The organism is Pseudomonas sp. REST10 (assembly GCF_029542605.1).
Classification (GTDB): domain Bacteria; phylum Pseudomonadota; class Gammaproteobacteria; order Pseudomonadales; family Pseudomonadaceae; genus Aquipseudomonas; species Aquipseudomonas khazarica.
Map to the genome: position 1 here is coordinate 2,257,802 of NZ_CP035677.1, position 16,485 is coordinate 2,274,286.

General features: G+C 64.4%; 14 protein-coding genes. 13 read left to right on the forward strand and 1 reads right to left on the reverse strand.

The genetic code is table 11. From position 1 onward, the window contains the following. Positions 1-21: 21 nt before the first annotated feature. Positions 22-903, reverse strand: coding sequence for a LysR family transcriptional regulator (locus EWH21_RS10625; protein ID WP_037054419.1), 882 nt, complete (start codon positions 901-903; stop codon positions 22-24). Positions 904-1,124: 221 nt separating this feature from the next. On the opposite strand from EWH21_RS10625, the gene leuC reads away from it, so the two are divergent. The 13 genes from leuC to purF all read left to right on the forward strand — a co-directional run bounded on the left by leuC (position 1,125) and on the right by purF (position 16,481). After that, positions 1,125-2,552, forward strand: a complete 1,428-nt coding sequence (gene leuC, locus EWH21_RS10630; RefSeq protein WP_047584379.1) for a 3-isopropylmalate dehydratase large subunit — start codon at positions 1,125-1,127, stop codon at positions 2,550-2,552. Between the two features lie 11 nt (positions 2,553-2,563). After that, a complete protein-coding gene (gene leuD, locus EWH21_RS10635; RefSeq protein ID WP_277700469.1) occupies positions 2,564-3,211 on the forward strand; it encodes a 3-isopropylmalate dehydratase small subunit in 648 nt (215 codons plus the stop codon). Positions 3,212-3,311: 100 nt separating this feature from the next. Next, positions 3,312-4,391: a 3-isopropylmalate dehydrogenase gene (leuB, locus tag EWH21_RS10640; protein ID WP_047584383.1), complete on the forward strand. Its 1,080-nt coding sequence runs from the start codon at positions 3,312-3,314 to the stop codon at positions 4,389-4,391. 56 nt (positions 4,392-4,447) lie between these two features. After that, entirely contained in the window at positions 4,448-5,560 is a 1,113-nt protein-coding gene (gene asd, locus EWH21_RS10645; RefSeq protein WP_150609276.1) for an aspartate-semialdehyde dehydrogenase, read from the forward strand. 135 nt (positions 5,561-5,695) lie between these two features. Next, positions 5,696-6,706 (forward strand): aspartate-semialdehyde dehydrogenase, encoded by a 1,011-nt coding sequence (locus tag EWH21_RS10650; RefSeq protein ID WP_277700470.1) that lies wholly within the window; start codon positions 5,696-5,698, stop codon positions 6,704-6,706. A 154-nt stretch (positions 6,707-6,860) separates the two neighbouring features. After that, complete coding sequence (locus tag EWH21_RS10655) at positions 6,861-9,680, forward strand: FimV/HubP family polar landmark protein (protein WP_277700471.1); 2,820 nt, start codon at positions 6,861-6,863, stop codon at positions 9,678-9,680. Positions 9,681-9,688: 8 nt separating this feature from the next. Continuing rightward, positions 9,689-10,552, forward strand: a complete 864-nt coding sequence (gene truA / locus EWH21_RS10660) for a tRNA pseudouridine(38-40) synthase TruA (RefSeq protein ID WP_277700472.1) — start codon at positions 9,689-9,691, stop codon at positions 10,550-10,552. A gap of 46 nt (positions 10,553-10,598) precedes the next feature. Beyond that, positions 10,599-11,249 carry a phosphoribosylanthranilate isomerase gene (locus EWH21_RS10665; protein WP_277700473.1) on the forward strand — a complete coding sequence of 217 codons (651 nt, stop codon included), beginning with the start codon at positions 10,599-10,601 and terminating at the stop codon, positions 11,247-11,249. Positions 11,250-11,369: 120 nt separating this feature from the next. Beyond that, entirely contained in the window at positions 11,370-12,254 is an 885-nt protein-coding gene (gene accD, locus EWH21_RS10670; protein ID WP_037054398.1) for an acetyl-CoA carboxylase, carboxyltransferase subunit beta, read from the forward strand. Further along, on the forward strand, positions 12,251-13,528 hold the full coding sequence (gene folC, locus EWH21_RS10675; protein WP_277700474.1) for a bifunctional tetrahydrofolate synthase/dihydrofolate synthase: 1,278 nt from the start codon (positions 12,251-12,253) through the stop codon (positions 13,526-13,528). Before accD ends, folC begins: the two co-directional genes overlap by 4 nt. A 15-nt stretch (positions 13,529-13,543) precedes the next feature. After that, complete coding sequence (locus tag EWH21_RS10680; RefSeq protein WP_134677815.1) at positions 13,544-14,149, forward strand: SPOR domain-containing protein; 606 nt, start codon at positions 13,544-13,546, stop codon at positions 14,147-14,149. Between the two features lie 226 nt (positions 14,150-14,375). After that, positions 14,376-14,897: a CvpA family protein gene (locus EWH21_RS10685; RefSeq protein WP_037054393.1), complete on the forward strand. Its 522-nt coding sequence runs from the start codon at positions 14,376-14,378 to the stop codon at positions 14,895-14,897. A 75-nt stretch (positions 14,898-14,972) separates the two neighbouring features. Further along, positions 14,973-16,481: an amidophosphoribosyltransferase gene (gene purF / locus EWH21_RS10690; protein ID WP_277700475.1), complete on the forward strand. Its 1,509-nt coding sequence runs from the start codon at positions 14,973-14,975 to the stop codon at positions 16,479-16,481. Positions 16,482-16,485 lie beyond the last annotated feature (4 nt).

Consider the following 16,485-nt stretch of genomic DNA (forward strand, 5'->3'; position numbering starts at 1 on the left):
CGTTAGTCGTAGGTTGGCCGCCTACGCAAGGTCGTCGCGCTGACTGTCGAGCAGCGCCATGAAGGCCCTGGCCGCGTTCGACAGCGTGCGCTCGGTATGCAGGATGTAGCCCAGCTGCCGCGTGAGCTGGATGCCGGGCAGCGGCAGGCGAGCGACCTGGTCGTCGAGCATGGTGCGCGGCAGCACGCTCCAGGCCAGGCCGATGGAGACCATCATCTTGATGGTTTCCAGGTAGTTGGTGCTCATGGCGATGTTGGGCGTCAGCCCCTGCGCTTCGAACAGGCGCTGGACGATGTGGTGGGTGAAGGTGTTGCCGCCGGGGAATACGGCAGGGTGCTGCGCGACGTCCGCCAGGCTGACGGCCTGGCTGCGTGCCAGCGGGTGCTCGGGCGCGGCGACGAAGTCGAGCGGGTCGTCCCAGACGGCCACGGCGCGGATGGGTTCGCGGGTTTCCGGGGCGAGGGTGATCACCGCCAGCTCGGCGCGGCCATGCAGCACTTCTTCATAGGCCACTTCCGAGTCGAGGAACTGGATGTCCAGCGCGACCTGCGGGTGCGCGCGGGTGAAGGCGCGCAGCAGGGCAGGGAGGCGGTGCAGGCCGATGTGGTGACTGGTGGCCAGGGTCAGGCGACCGCTGACTTCGCCCGACAGGTTGGTCAGGGCGCGGCGGGTGTCGTCCAGCACATTGAGGATCTGGTACGCGCGTGGCAGCAGGGCGCGACCGGCCTGGGTCAGGCCGATCTCGCGACCCAGGCGATCGAACAGGCGCACGCCCAGCTGTTGTTCCAGCCCGGCGATGCGTTTGCTGACCGCAGGCTGGGTCAGGTGCAGGCGCTCGCCGGCTTCGGAAAAGCTGCCGGTTTCGGCAATGGCGATGAAGGCGTTGAGGTTGGCCAGATCCATAACGGCAGCTCCTAGCGGCAGGCTGCAAGCGGCAGGTCGAGTCGCGCGGTATTGCTTGCGGCTTGTCGCTTGCAGCGTGCGGCGTGGACAGATTCCTTTGGGGAATCTCCTGGATGAAAAATATGAATTTGAGTTATTCGTGCCGCGATCATAGCATTTCACCCCATAAGCCAAAGGGCCTTTTCGCCCAGGCATAGAAACACGCTGATGAGGTAACGCTGATGGCCGGCAAGACGCTCTACGACAAGCTCTGGGAAATGCACGAAGTGAAACGTCGCGATGACGGTTCCTCGCTGATCTACATCGATCGTCACATCCTTCACGAAGTGACGTCGCCACAGGCTTTCGAGGGGCTGCGTCTGGCCGGGCGCAAGCCGTGGCGCATCGACGCCAACATCGCCACCCCGGATCACAACGTGCCGACCACCCGGGCCGAGCGCCAGGGCGGCCTCGACGCCATCGCCGACGAAGTGTCGCGCATCCAGGTACAGACCCTGGACGAGAACTGCGATGACTTCGGCATCCTCGAGTTCAAGATGAACGACGTGCGCCAGGGCATCGTCCACGTGGTCGGTCCGGAGCAGGGCGCCACCCTGCCGGGCATGACCGTGGTCTGCGGCGACTCGCACACCTCCACCCATGGCGCCTTCGGCGCGCTGGCGCACGGTATCGGCACCTCCGAGGTCGAGCACGTGCTCGCCACCCAGTGCCTGGTGGCCAAGAAGATGAAGAACATGCAGGTGCGCGTCGAGGGCAAGCTGCCGTTCGGCGTCACTGCCAAGGACATCGTGCTGGCCGTGATCGGCAAGATCGGCACCGCCGGTGGCAATGGCCATGCCCTGGAATTCGCCGGCAGCGCCATCCGCGATCTGTCGCTGGAAGGGCGCATGACCATCTGCAACATGTCCATCGAGGCCGGTGCCCGTGTCGGCCTGGTGGCGGTGGACGAGAAGACCATCGCCTACGTCAAGGATCGCCCGTTCGCGCCCAAGGGCAGCGACTGGGACAAGGCCGTGGCGCAGTGGCAGAACCTGGTCTCCGACGCCGATGCGGTGTTCGACACCGTGGTCGAGCTTGCCGCCTCCGAGATCAAGCCGCAGGTCAGCTGGGGCACCTCGCCGGAAATGGTCCTGGCCGTCGACCAGAACGTGCCGGACCCGGCTGTCGAGGCCGACCCGGTGAAGAAGGACTCGATCACCCGTGCGCTGAAGTACATGGGCCTGGCTGCCAACCAGCCGATCACCGCGATCCAGCTCGACCGCGTGTTCATCGGCTCCTGCACCAACTCGCGCATCGAAGACCTGCGTGCCGCCGCCGAGGTGGCCAAGGGGCGCAAGGTCGCGGCGACCGTCAAGCAGGCGCTGGTGGTGCCGGGCTCCGGTCTGGTCAAGGCGCAGGCCGAGGCCGAGGGGCTGGACAAGATCTTCATCGAGGCCGGTTTCGAATGGCGTGAGCCGGGCTGCTCCATGTGCCTGGCGATGAACCCGGACAAGCTGGGCAGTGGCGAGCATTGCGCGTCCACCTCCAACCGCAACTTCGAAGGCCGCCAGGGCGCGGGTGGTCGTACCCACCTGGTGAGCCCGGCCATGGCTGCCGCTGCGGCGGTGACCGGTCGCTTCATCGACGTTCGTGAACTGATCCAGGCCTGAGGAGCTAGAAGATGAAAGCCTTTACCCAACACACCGGCCTGGTCTGCCCGCTCGATCGGGCCAACGTCGACACCGATCAGATCATTCCCAAGCAGTTCCTGAAGTCGATCAAACGCACCGGTTTCGGTCCGAACCTGTTCGACGAGTGGCGCTACCTGGATATCGGCCAGCCGAACCAGGACAACTCCAAGCGCCCGGTCAACCAGGAGTTCGTGCTCAACTTCCCGCGTTACCAGGGGGCCAGCGTGCTGCTGGCGCGCGAGAACTTCGGTTGCGGCTCTTCGCGTGAACACGCGCCCTGGGCGCTGGACGAGTACGGTTTCCGCACGGTGATCGCACCGAGCTTCGCCGACATCTTCTTCAACAACAGCTTCAAGAACGGCCTGCTGCCGATCATCCTCAAGGATGCAGAGGTCGATGCGCTGTTCGAGCAGGCCGAGGCCACCGAGGGTTACCAGTTGACTGTCGACCTCGAGGCGCAGACCGTGACCCGTCCCGATGGCGTGCAGTACAGCTTCGAGGTCGATGCCTTCCGCAAGCATTGCCTGCTCAACGGCCTGGACGACATCGGCCTGACCCTGCAGGATCAGGACGCGATCAAGGCCTTCGAGGTCGGCTACCAGCAGGGCAGTCCCTGGCTGTTCGGCGCGATCAAATAACAGGAGCTGCAAGGCGCAAGCTGCAGGCTGCTCGTGAAAGCGGCTTGCGCTTGTGGCTTGCAGCTTGAAGCTTGTGGCTATTTCCGAAGGAAATCTTCTTATGAAACAGATTCTGGTTCTCCCTGGCGACGGCATCGGTCCGGAAATCATGGCCGAGGCGGTCAAGGTGCTGAACCTGGCCAACGACAAGTACAGCCTGGGCTTCGAGCTGAGCTTCGATGACCTCGGTGGTGCGGCCATCGACCGTTACGGCGTGCCGCTGGCCGACGAGACCCTGGCGCGCGCGCGCGCGGCCGATGCGATTCTGCTCGGCGCCGTCGGCGGCCCGAAGTGGGACAGCATCGACCCGGCCATCCGTCCGGAGCGTGGCCTGCTGAAGATCCGTTCGCAGCTGGGCCTGTTCGGCAACCTGCGCCCGGCGCTGCTGTACCCGCAACTGGCCGAGGCCTCCAGCCTCAAGCCGGAAATCGTCGCCGGCCTGGACATTCTCATCGTGCGTGAGCTGACCGGCGGCATCTACTTCGGCCAGCCGCGCGAGAGCAAGGTGCTGGAGAACGGCGAGCGCATGGCCTACGACACCCTGCCGTACAGCGAGAGCGAGATCCGCCGTATCGCCAAGGTCGGCTTCGACATGGCCCGTGTCCGTGGCAAGAAGCTGTGCTCGGTGGACAAGGCCAACGTGCTGGCGTCCAGCCAGCTGTGGCGCGCCGTGGTCGAGGAAGTGGCCAAGGACTACCCGGACGTCGAACTGAGCCACATGTACGTCGACAACGCTGCCATGCAACTGGTGCGTGCGCCCAAGCAATTCGACGTGATGGTCACCGACAACATGTTTGGTGACATTTTGTCTGACGAGGCGTCGATGCTCACCGGTTCCATCGGCATGCTGCCGTCGGCCTCGCTGGATGCCGACAACAAGGGCATGTACGAGCCGTGCCACGGCTCCGCGCCGGACATTGCCGGCCAGGGCATCGCCAACCCGCTGGCCACCATTCTCTCGGTGTCCATGATGCTGCGTTACAGCTTCGGCCAGGTCGCCGCCGCCGATGCCATCGAGAAAGCCGTGAGCCTGGTGCTGGATCAGGGCCTGCGTACCGGTGACATCTGGTCCGAGGGCAAGACCAAGGTCGGTACCTCCGCGATGGGTGATGCAGTAGTCGAAGCGCTGCGTAGTCTGTAATCTTTCCAGCCCCGCCGGGGTGGTTCCGGCGGGCTGTTTATATAGGTGTAGTCGTTATGAAACGTGTAGGTCTGATCGGTTGGCGTGGCATGGTCGGTTCCGTGCTCATGCAGCGCATGCTGGAGGAGCGGGATTTCGACCTGATCGAGCCGGTGTTCTTCACCACTTCCAACGTTGGCGGCCAAGGGCCGGCGATTGGCAAGGACATTGCGCCGCTGAAGGACGCCTACAACATTGACGACCTGAAAGGCCTGGATGTGATCCTGACCTGCCAGGGCGGTGACTACACCAACGAAGTCTTCCCCAAGCTGCGTGAAGCCGGCTGGCAGGGTTACTGGATCGATGCCGCTTCCAGCCTGCGCATGGACGACAGCGCGGTGATCGTGCTCGACCCGGTCAACCGCAAGGTGATCGACCAGGCGCTGGATGCCGGCAGCAAGAACTACATCGGCGGCAACTGCACCGTCAGCCTGATGCTGATGGCGCTCGGTGGCCTGTATGAAGCCGGCCTGGTCGAGTGGATGAGCGCCATGACCTATCAGGCCGCCTCCGGTGCCGGTGCGCAGAACATGCGTGAGCTGATCAAGCAGATGGGTGCGATCAACGGCGCTGTCGCGGACGACCTGGCCGACCCGGCCAGCGCCATCCTCGACATCGACCGCAAGGTCGCCGAGGCCATGCGTGGCGAAGACTTCCCGGTCGACAACTTCGGCATGCCGCTGGCTGGCAGTCTGATCCCCTACATCGACAAGGAACTGCCTAACGGCCAGAGCCGTGAAGAGTGGAAGGCGCAGGCCGAGACCAACAAGATCCTCGGCCGCTTCAAGAGCCCGATCCCGGTCGACGGCATCTGCGTGCGCATCGGCGCCATGCGTTGCCACAGCCAGGCGCTGACCATCAAGCTGAACAAGGATGTGCCGATGGCCGACATCGAAGGCCTGATCAGTCAGCACAACCCCTGGGTCAAGCTGGTGCCGAACCATCGTGAAGATTCCATCCGCGACCTCGGCCCGACTGCCGTGACCGGCACCCTGAGCGTACCGGTCGGCCGCCTGCGCAAGCTCAACATGGGCTCGCAGTACCTGGGCGCCTTCACCGTGGGTGACCAGCTGCTGTGGGGCGCGGCCGAGCCGCTGCGGCGCATGCTGCGAATCCTGCTGGAGCGCTGAGGCGTACCGCAGACGCGTGATGCAGACGAAGCCCCGCTACCTCGGTAGCGGGGCTTCGTCGTTTCCGGGCTTGCAGTTGCGGTGGCAAGAAGGGCGCGGTTACAGTGCCGCTCCTTTTGTGCGGCAGATCGAAGCATGAGCAAAACCATCAATATCGCCCTGGTCGGCGCCACCGGTCATGTCGGTGAGGCGCTGGTCGAGCTGCTCGAGGAGCGCGACTTCCCGGTCAAGGACCTGCATCTCCTGGCCAGTAGCGAGTCCGCCGGGCAGAGCCTCTCCTTCCGCGGGCGTCAGCTGCGGGTCAGGTCGCTCGAGACGTTCGATTTCACGCAGGTCCAGCTGGCATTCTTTGCCGCGGGCGTGGAGGTGACGCGGGCTTTTCACGAGGCCGTGCGTGCTGCCGGCTGTTCGCTGATCGATCTCAGTGCCGCCTTGCCGCTGGATCTGGCGCCGTGCGTCCTGCCCGAGCTGGGCGAGGGCGCAACCCCAGGGCTGACTGCACCGTGGCAGGTCAGCGTGCCGACGCCTTCGGCGACTGCCTGCGCGGTGGTGCTGGCAGCGCTGAAGCCGCTGTTGCAGCCACGCCAGGTGCAGCTGAATGCCATGCTGTCGATTTCCACGCTGGGTCGCAGTGGCGTGCAGGAGCTGGCGCGGCAGACGGCCGAGCTGCTCAATGCCCGCCCGCTGGAAACCCAGGCGGTGGATCGCCAGGTCGCCTTCAATGTGCTGGCGCAGGTCGGTGCGGTGGACGAGCAGGGGCATGCCGAACTGGAGAAGCGTCTGGCCGCCGAGCTGCAGCAACTGTCGGGTTCGCCTGGGCTGGCGGTGGGGGCGACCTGCGCTCTGGTGCCGGTATTCTTCGGTGACAGCCTGGCGCTGGCCATGCAGAGTGACGTGGATGTCGATATCGCGGCGGTGCAGCGTCTGCTGGAAACGGCCGAGGGAATCGAGCTGGTCGAGGTGGGCGATTATCCGACGGCGGTGGGTGACGCGGTCGGCCAGGATCTGGTCTATGTTGGGCGCGTTCGTCGTGGTGTGAGCGATCCACGGCAACTCAATTTGTGGATTGCGTCTGATAATGTGAGAAAAGGCGCCGCCCTGAATGCTGTGCAAATAGCCGAGTTATTGATAAAACACTATCTGTAAAAGATACTTACCTAGAAATTTGAAGAATCTTTCTAGCTTGGCAATACTGGCTGAGTTGATTGCTGAATGGGGAGCCGCTCCTGGAGCGGAGGCAGGCAGCAATTACCAAGACCTTCTCGCAAGCCGAGAAAAAGATAAAACAAGGGATAACGCTATGGTTCGGGTTCGCAAACTAGTGCTGGCAATCGCAGCGGCTTCTGCGCTGTCTTCCGGTATGGCGCATGCGCTGGGGTTGGGTGAAGTTACCCTGCAATCCTCGTTGAATCAGCCGTTGGTAGCGGAAATCGAATTGCTGGAGGTCCGTGATCTGGCCTCCAACGAAGTCATTCCCAGCCTCGCTTCTCCCGAAGACTTCGTGAAGGCGGGTGTCGATCGTCAGTACTTCCTGACCGATCTGAAGTTCACCCCTGTGCTGAAGCCGAACGGCAAGAGCGTGATTCGTGTCACCTCCAGCAAGGTGGTGCGCGAGCCCTATCTCAACTTCCTGGTGGAAGTGCTCTGGCCGAACGGTCGACTGCTGCGTGAATACACGCTGCTGCTGGACCCGCCGCTGTACTCCCCGCAGACGACCGTAGCGGCCGCGCCCAAGTTGCCGGCAGCAGCCCCGGCGCCGCGCCCGGCAGCAACGCCCACTGCCAGCAGCAAGCCGGCCGCCGCGCCGCGTCCGACTGCCCCGGCGCCCGCTTCGCGCGCCATCAGCGGCAACGAATACAAGACCACGGCCAACGACACCCTCTGGGAAATCGCCCAGCGCGTCGACGGTGGCTCGGTCAATCAGACCATGCTGGCCATTCAGGATCTGAATCCCGATGCCTTCATCGGCGGCAACATCAACCGCATGAAGAGCGGTCAGGTGCTGCGCCTGCCGGATGAGCAGCAGATTCGCCGTCGCAGCAACGCCGAAGCGGTCGCCCAGGTTGCCGAGCAGAACGCTGCCTGGCGTGAAGGCCGTGCTGTCGCGTCGCGGCAGCTGGATGCCACCCGCCGTGCCGAGGCTGGTGCCGCACCGTCCACGGCGAAGACCGGGGACAGCCTGAAGCTGGTCGCCGCCGATGCGGGCAAGTCCACGCGTGGCAGTGACACCGGTTCGGCCGACAGCAAGGCCCTGGCCGACAAGCTGGCGGTGACGCAGGAAAGCCTCGACTCGACGCGTCGTGAGAATGCCGAGCTGCAGAGCCGGGTTGGCGATCTGCAGAGTCAGCTGGACAAGCTGCAGCGCCTGATTGAACTCAAGGACAACCAGCTGGCCAAGATGCAGGCCGATATGGCTGCTACTCCGGCCGCAGCGCCAACGCCTGAAACACCCGAGGTGACTCCGGAAGTGGAGGCGCCCGCTGCGGAACCCGAAGCGGTGCCGCCGGCCTCGGAGGCGGCGACGCCTCCGGTCTCGCCGCCTGAAGAGGCGGCGACTGACTACAACTATTCCGAAGAGCCGGAGGCGCCCGTCGAAGACGGCGCCGCCGCCACCGAACAGCCGGCCAGTGAGCCGGCTGCTGCCGTTGAACCAGTCGCTCCGGTTCAGCCGGTCGAGGAGAGCAAGCCTGCTGCGCCGGTTCCGGCTCCCGCACCTGCTCCGCAGAGCTTCATCGATGATCTGATGAGCAATCCGATGACCCTGGGCCTGGCGGGCGGTGGTGCACTGCTGCTGTTGCTGGTCGGCCTGATGGCTCTGTCGCGCCGCAATGCGATGAAAGAAGCGGAGCAGCATGACGAGCTGGGTGACGAACTGGCCGAAGACCAGGGCTTCGCTCCTGAACTCGACATGCCCGAAGATACCTTCGCCGGCCTCGAGGACGAGCCTGCCGCCGCCGCTGCACCGGCTGGCGCCGAGGAGCGCGTTTCCGCGCAGACCGGCGATGCCCTGGGTGAGGCGGACATCTACATCGCCTATGGTCGTTTCAACCAGGCTGCCGAGCTGCTGCAGAACGCGATCAATGACGAGCCGCACCGCAGCGACCTGCGTCTGAAACTGATGGAAGTCTATGCCGAGCTGGGCGATCGCGAAGGTTTCGCCCGCCAGGACAACGAACTACGCGAGTTCGGTGGCGTGAACGCCGAAGCCGAGCAGCTCAAGGCCAAGTATCCTGCCATCGCTGCCTTTGCCGGCGCTGGCGCGGCGGCTGCCGTGGCGTCCTCGGACGACATCGGCGAGTTCAGCCTCGATGATCTCGGTCTGGACGAGCCGCGCAACGAGTCGGCTGCTGCAGCCGCTGACGACCTCGACGATGCCTTTGACCTGAGCCTCGATGATCTCGAGTCCGACCTGGGTGGCGACGTGCAGTCTGCCAAGGCGGAAGAAGCGCCGCTGTCGCTGGATGACGACCTGGATTTCGGCCTGGTCGACGAGCCGGCTGCTCCGGCAGCGGCCAGCGACGATGATCTGAGCTTCGACCTGTCCCTGGACGACGACAAGGTTGAGCTGTCGCAGTCTGCCGATGATCTGTCCGACTTCAGCCTGGATCTGGATGAGCCGTCGACGGCGGTTGCGGACGATGCCGACGAGTTCCTGCTGAGTCTGGACGACGATGCTCCGGCTGCTCAGCCGGCCGATGATCTGGCCGACCTCGGCCTCGATCTGCCGGACGAAGCGCCTGCTGCCGATCTCGACCTGCCGGCGGATTTCGATCTGTCGCTCGACGACGAGACCCCGGCCCAGCCTGCGGTGGAAGCCGACAGCTTCGCGGCGCAGCTGGATGAAGTCACGGCCGAGCTGGACCAGCTCTCCACCGATCTCGACGAGCCGCAGGACGCGCCGCTGGCGCCAGCCGACGGTATCGCCAGCGAGCTGGAGGGTGACGATGACTTCGACTTCCTTTCCGGCACCGATGAGACCGCGACCAAGCTGGACCTGGCGCGCGCCTACATCGACATGGGCGACACCGAGGGTGCGCGTGACATTCTCGACGAAGTGGTTGCCGAAGGCAGCGACGCCCAGCAGCAGGAAGCTCGCGAGATGATTGCCAAGCTGGTTTGATCGAATCCATGTCTGAAGCAGTACCTGTAGCGGCCGCCGAAATGGCGGCCGCTGGCTTTTCCAGAATCGCCCTGGGCCTCGAATACAAGGGCGCACGTTACCGCGGTTTCCAGCGCCAGAGCGGCCAGGTCGCCTCCATTCAGGGGTGCCTGGAAAATGCTCTGTCCAAGGTTGCCGGCGGTGCGCCGGTGAACATTCACTGTGCCGGGCGCACCGATGCATCGGTGCATGCCAGTGGCCAGGTGGTGCATTTCGACACCACTGTCGAGCGGTCGCTGCACGCGTGGATCATGGGCGCCAACATGAACCTGCCCAAGGACATCAGCGTGACCTGGGCGAAGGTGATGCCGGCGCATTTCCATGCGCGCTTCAGCGCCATGGCGCGGCGTTATCGCTATGTCATCTACAATGACCCGATCCGCCCGGCGCACATGGCCGAGGAGGTGACCTGGAATCACCGTCCGCTGGATGTGGCGCGTATGCGTGAAGCGGCCCGTGCCTTGGTCGGTACCCATGATTTCAGCGCGTTCCGTGCTACCCGGTGCCAGGCCAAGTCGCCGATCAAGACCGTGCATCACCTGGAAGTCATCGAGCATGGCCGCTTCATCGTGCTGGACGTTCGGGCCAATGCCTTCCTCCATCACATGGTGCGCAATATCGCCGGAGTGCTGATGACCATTGGCGCCGGAGAGCGTCCGACAGGCTGGGTGAGCGAGGTGCTGGAGCGAGCGGAGCGGCGCAGTGGTGGGGTGACGGCACATCCTTACGGGCTCTATCTGATTCAGGTGGAGTACCCCGAAGAGTTCGAATTGCCGTCGCGCTACCTGGGGCCGCACTTTCTCTCCGGGCTGGCGGATGTGCGGGCGGACTAGGCCTTTGCTAACATCCGGCGTTCGCTGATCAAGAGGTGTGAAGTCGATGCGCGTGCGCAGCAAGATTTGCGGCATTACCCGGGTTGAGGATGCGCTGGCAGCCGTCGAGGCCGGTGCGGATGCCATCGGCCTGGTGTTCTACGCCAGGAGCCCGCGCGCGGTCAGTGTCGAGCAGGCGGTGGCGATCGTGCAGGCCTTGCCACCGTTCGTGACCAGCGTCGGATTGTTCGTGAACATGCCGCGTGAGCAGTTGCAGGTCCTGTTGGCGCAGGTTCCCCTGGATCTGCTGCAGTTTCATGGCGACGAGTCGCCGGCCGACTGCGAGGGTTTCGCTCGTCCTTACATCAAGGCGCTGCGGGTGCGTGCGGGGGAGGATGTCGCTGCGATGATGGCGCCCTATGCCGGTGCGCGGGGCATCCTGCTCGATACCTTCGTCGAGGGCGTGCCCGGGGGTACCGGTGCGGCGTTCGACTGGTCTCTGGTGCCGCAGGGCGTGAGCCGGCCCATCATTCTGGCCGGTGGCCTCGACGCGAGCAATGTCGCCAGCGCGATTCGTCAGGTCAGGCCTTATGCCGTCGACGTCAGTGGCGGGGTGGAGGCGAGCAAAGGCATAAAGGATGCAAGCAAGATTCGCGCGTTCGTGCGGGCAGTCGTTGACGCGCAATGTGACGGCGACTGCGGCGGGGCCGTCAATTAGCCTGTCACGCCGCGGTGGCCCGTTTGTGCGCGCCATCGATGCGGCAGAAAAGAATTGCTGGAGGTGGGTGCTTCATGATGAGGCGTCCATCCGAACCAACGGTTATGGAGAAATGACAGCATGAGCAACTGGTTGGTAGACAAACTCATCCCCTCGATCATGCGTTCCGAGGTGAAGAAGAGCTCTGTGCCCGAGGGCCTGTGGCACAAGTGTCCGTCCTGCGATGCCGTGCTCTATCGTCCCGAGCTGGAAAAGACCCTGGACGTCTGCCCCAAGTGCAACCACCACATGCGCATCGGCGCGCGTGCGCGTATCGACCTGTTCCTCGATGCCGATGGTCGCGAAGAGCTGGGCGCCGATCTGGAACCGGTCGATCGCCTGAAATTCCGCGACAGCAAGAAGTACAAGGATCGCCTGTCCGCCGCACAGAAGCAGACCGGTGAGAAGGATGCGCTGATTTCCATGAGCGGTACGCTCGAAGGCATGCCGATCGCCGTCTGCGCGTTCGAATTTTCCTTCATGGGCGGCTCCATGGGCGCCATCGTCGGCGAGCGCTTCGTGCAGGCGGCCAACTACGCCCTGGAGAACCGTTGCCCGCTGGTGTGCTTCTCCGCTTCCGGTGGCGCACGCATGCAGGAGGCGCTGATCTCGCTGATGCAGATGGCCAAGACCTCCGCTGCGCTGGCGCGCCTGCGTGAAGAAGGCCTGCCGTTCATCTCGGTACTGACCGATCCGGTCTACGGCGGCGTCTCCGCCAGCCTGGCCATGCTCGGCGACGTGATCGTGGCCGAGCCCAAGGCATTGATCGGCTTCGCCGGGCCGCGCGTGATCGAGCAGACCGTGCGCGAGAAGCTGCCTGAAGGCTTCCAGCGCAGCGAGTTCCTGCTGGAGCATGGCGCCATCGACATGATCATTTCGCGCAACGAGCTGCGTCCGCGTCTGGCTCGCCTGCTGGCACAACTGATGAACCGTCCTTCTCCGGTTGCGCTGCCGGCCACTGCATGATCGAACGTAGCCTGGGCGAGTGGCTCGCCTACCTCGAGCAACTGCATCCCTCGGCCATCGACATGGGCCTGGATCGCTCGCGCGAGGTGGCGCGGCGGCTCGGCCTGGGCAAGCCCGCGCCGCTGGTGATCACCGTGACCGGCACCAACGGCAAGGGCTCTACCTGTGCCTTTCTCGCCAGCCTGCTCGCCGAGCAGGGGCAGCGCGTCGGCGTCTACAGTTCGCCGCACCTGCTGCACTACAACGAACGTGTCGTCCTGCAGGGGCGCGAGGCGAGCGACGCGGAGCTCTGCGAGGCCTTTGCGGCGGTCGAGGCGGCGCGCGGTGAAATCTCCCTGACCTACTTCGAAATGGGCACGCTGGCGGCCTTCTGGCTGTTCGAGCGCGCCGGGCTGGATGCCGTGGTGCTCGAGGTCGGGCTCGGCGGGCGTCTGGATGCGGTCAATCTCGTCGATGCCGACCTGGCGCTGATCACCAGCATCGGCCTGGATCACGCCGACTGGCTGGGCGACACGCGCGAGTCGGTGGCGTTCGAGAAGGCCGGGATCATGCGCGCCGGCAAGCCGGCGCTGTGCGCGGACCTCGATCCGCCACAGCCCTTGCTCAACCAGGCGCTGAACCTGGACACGCCGCTTTACCTGCGAGGGCGTGATTATGACCTGAGCGTCGATGAGCAGGACTGGTCCTGGTACGGTCTCGATACGCAGGGCAGGGTGCTGCGGCTTGAACAGCTGCCGCTGCTCGATCTGCCGATGGAAAACGCCGCGCTGGCCTTGCAGGCCTACGCGCTGCTGCCGCTGCCCTGGTCCGCCGAGGCGATCCGCCGGGCCCTGCGGGCGACCCGGGTGACCGGGCGTCTGGATCGTCGCCAGGTGGATTGGCATGGCAAGGCACTCACACTGTTGCTCGATGTTGGGCATAATCCCCATGCCGCCGATTATCTGGCGCAGCGTCTGCAGAGTCGCCCGGTGAGCGGCAAGCGTCGGGCCGTGTTCGGTCTGCTGGCGGACAAGGATCTGCCTGGGGTCGTCGCGCCGCTGCTCGGTCAGGTCGACGAGTGGGCCGTGGCGCCACTCGCCACGCCACGTTCGCGTCCGGCGCAGGCCCTCGCGGACCACCTGCAAGGGCTGGGGGCTGTGGTGACGCTGCACCCGGATGTGCATGCCGCACTGGACGCGCAGTGCGAGCGGGCGGCCGAGGGTGACGAGATTCTGTTGTTCGGATCGTTTTTCTGCGTGGCCGAGGCCCTGGATTGGCTGGCCCGCCCGGCTTGATAAGGGGATTGGGGGATGGCAATGCTGGACAAGGGGCTCAAGCAGCGCATGGTCGGTGCTCTGGTGCTGGTGGCACTGGCGGTGATTTTCCTGCCGATGCTGCTGTCGCGCGAGGACGAGATGCGCCGCGTCGTGGTCGACGCTCCGGATATGCCGCAAGCACCGGCGACTGCCGAGATCATCGTGCAGCCGGCCGAGGTGGTCGAGCCCGAGGTGTTGCCGCAGGAGCCCATTCCGGTCGAGGACGAGGCGCCGCAGGTGGTCGAGGTGCAGGAGCAGCCGAAGCCTGTCGTCGAGCCGAGCAAGCCGGAGCCGAGCAAACCCGCGCCAGTGGCGACCACGGCGCCGGCCAAGCCGGACGCTCGCCTGGATGCCAACAGCCTGCCGATCAGCTGGTCGGTGCAGCTGGCCAGTCTCTCCAGCCGCAGCGGTGCGGAAACCTTGCAGAAGACCCTGCGCAGCCAGGGCTACAACGCGTACATCCGCACCTTCGAGGGAATGAATCGGGTCTTCGTCGGTCCGCTGATCGAGCGTGCCGAGGCCGAGCGCCTGCGTGACCAGCTCAATCGCCAGCACAAGCTCAGCGGTTTCGTCGTGCGTTTTCAGCCAGAGGCCGGTTGAAGCCGACTGTGTGAAAACTCCAGCGCTCGGCCATGCTGCGTCAAGGAACGGCTCGCAATGCGCATTTGCAGCCCGTGAAGCCGAGCGCGACGTCGTTATTTGCCTTGCCTGACCTGCGCTCGCTACGTTTTCACATGGCCTGGAAGGCGGGACTTTTCATCGCCCGGTTACCCGATGCGCCGGGCTCTGGTAAAATGTTCCGCCTTTTCCGCTGGTAGGCCGCACCGTGGTATTCACCTGGGTCGATTGGGCGATCATCGCCGTCATCGCCATATCGAGTTTGATCAGCCTGAAGCGCGGCTTCGTCAAGGAAGCCCTGTCGCTGCTGACCTGGATCATCGCGGGCATCGTCGCCTGGATGTTCGGTGGCGCGCTGGCCCAGCATCTCGTCGAATTTATCGATACGCCTTCTGCACGGGTGATAGCGGCCTGTGCCATTCTCTTCATCGCCACCTTGCTGGTCGGCGCTCTGGTCAACTTCCTCATCGGTGAGCTGATTCGCGTGACTGGCCTGTCCGGTACCGACCGTTTTCTCGGCATGGTATTCGGCGCCGCACGGGGTGGCCTGCTGGTGGTGCTGCTGGTGGGGCTGGTCAGCCTGGCACCGGTGGAGCAGGACGAATGGTGGCAGCAGTCACAACTGGTGCCGCATTTTCTGATGGTCGCCGACTGGTCGAAGAACCTCATTCTGGGGTGGTCCGGTCAGTGGTTTTCCGGTGGAGCGGCTCACCCAGCCGATCTGCTTTAAAAGAGTGGCCAGTGCGGAGCAACCGCTGCGCTGGTCGCTGAATTAGCCTGAACTATCTAGCAGGGGTCGTGGCACATGTGTGGCATCGTCGGTATCGTCGGCAAGTCGAACGTCAATCAGGCGCTGTATGACGCGCTTACCGTCCTTCAGCATCGCGGCCAGGACGCTGCCGGCATCGTGACCAGCCATGATGGTCGCCTGTTCCTGCGCAAGGACAACGGCCTGGTGCGTGATGTGTTCCAGCAGCGCCACATGCAGCGCCTGGTGGGCGACATGGGCATCGGTCACGTGCGCTACCCGACCGCTGGCAGCTCCAGCTCGGCCGAAGCGCAGCCGTTCTACGTCAACTCGCCGTACGGCATCACCCTGGCGCACAACGGCAACCTGACCAACGTCGAGCAGCTGGCCAAGGAAATCTACGAGTCCGACCTGCGCCACGTGAACACCAACTCCGATTCGGAGGTGCTGCTCAACGTCTTCGCTCACGAGCTGGCGCAGCGCGGCAAGCTGCAGCCGACCGAGGAAGACGTGTTCGCCGCGGTCACCCACGTGCACGAGCGTTGCGTCGGCGGTTACGCGGTGGTGGCGATGATCACCGGCTACGGCATCGTCGGCTTCCGCGACCCCAATGGCATTCGTCCGATCGTCTTCGGTCAGCGTCACACCGACGAAGGCGTCGAGTACATGATCGCCTCGGAGAGCGTCGCGCTGGACGTGCTCGGTTTCACCCTGATCCGTGATCTGGCCCCGGGCGAGGCGGTCTACATCACCGAAGATGGCCGTTTGTTCACCCGCCAGTGCGCGAAGGACCCGAGCTATGCGCCGTGCATCTTCGAGCACGTCTACCTGGCGCGTCCGGATTCGATCATGGACGGCATCTCGGTGTACAAGGCGCGTCTGCGTATGGGCGAGAAGCTGGCCGAGAAGATCCTGCGCGAGCGTCCGCAGCACGATATCGACGTGGTCATCCCGATCCCGGACACCAGCCGTACCGCCGCGCTGGAGCTGGCCAACCACCTGGGCGTCAAGTTCCGCGAAGGCTTCGTCAAGAACCGCTACATCGGCCGCACCTTCATCATGCCCGGCCAGGCGGCGCGCAAGAAGTCCGTACGGCAGAAGCTCAATGCCATCGAGCTGGAGTTCCGGGGCAAGAACGTGATGCTGGTGGACGACTCCATCGTGCGTGGCACCACCTGCAAGCAGATCATCCAGATGGCACGCGAAGCCGGGGCGAAGAACGTCTACTTCTGCTCCGCCGCACCAGCCGTGCGTTATCCGAACGTCTACGGTATCGACATGCCCAGCGCCCATGAGCTGATCGCCCATGGTCGCACCACCGAGCAGGTGGGCGAGCTGATCGGCGCCGACTGGCTGGTCTACCAGGACCTGCAGGACCTGATCGAGGCGGTCAGCGGCAGCAAGAAGATCAAGATCGACAACTTCGACTGCGCGGTATTCGATGGCAAGTACGTGACCGGCGATGTCGACGAGGCCTACCTGAATCGCATCGAGCAGGCGCGCAACGACGCCAGCAAGGCCAAGTCGCAGGCTGTCAGCGCGATCATCGATCTGCACAACAACTGATGCA

Bases quoted from the DNA above. Each gene is read 5' to 3' on its own strand.
- EWH21_RS10625 (WP_037054419.1), bottom strand. From the start codon at position 903: ATGGATCTGGCCAACCTCAACGCCTTCATCGCCATTGCCGAAACCGGC.
- leuC (WP_047584379.1), top strand. From the start codon at position 1,125: ATGGCCGGCAAGACGCTCTACGACAAGCTCTGGGAAATGCACGAAGTG.
- leuD (WP_277700469.1), top strand. From the start codon at position 2,564: ATGAAAGCCTTTACCCAACACACCGGCCTGGTCTGCCCGCTCGATCGG.
- leuB (WP_047584383.1), top strand. From the start codon at position 3,312: ATGAAACAGATTCTGGTTCTCCCTGGCGACGGCATCGGTCCGGAAATC.
- asd (WP_150609276.1), top strand. From the start codon at position 4,448: ATGAAACGTGTAGGTCTGATCGGTTGGCGTGGCATGGTCGGTTCCGTG.
- EWH21_RS10650 (WP_277700470.1), top strand. From the start codon at position 5,696: ATGAGCAAAACCATCAATATCGCCCTGGTCGGCGCCACCGGTCATGTC.
- EWH21_RS10655 (WP_277700471.1), top strand. From the start codon at position 6,861: ATGGTTCGGGTTCGCAAACTAGTGCTGGCAATCGCAGCGGCTTCTGCG.
- truA (WP_277700472.1), top strand. From the start codon at position 9,689: ATGTCTGAAGCAGTACCTGTAGCGGCCGCCGAAATGGCGGCCGCTGGC.
- EWH21_RS10665 (WP_277700473.1), top strand. From the start codon at position 10,599: ATGCGCGTGCGCAGCAAGATTTGCGGCATTACCCGGGTTGAGGATGCG.
- accD (WP_037054398.1), top strand. From the start codon at position 11,370: ATGAGCAACTGGTTGGTAGACAAACTCATCCCCTCGATCATGCGTTCC.
- folC (WP_277700474.1), top strand. From the start codon at position 12,251: ATGATCGAACGTAGCCTGGGCGAGTGGCTCGCCTACCTCGAGCAACTG.
- EWH21_RS10680 (WP_134677815.1), top strand. From the start codon at position 13,544: ATGGCAATGCTGGACAAGGGGCTCAAGCAGCGCATGGTCGGTGCTCTG.
- purF (WP_277700475.1), top strand. From the start codon at position 14,973: ATGTGTGGCATCGTCGGTATCGTCGGCAAGTCGAACGTCAATCAGGCG.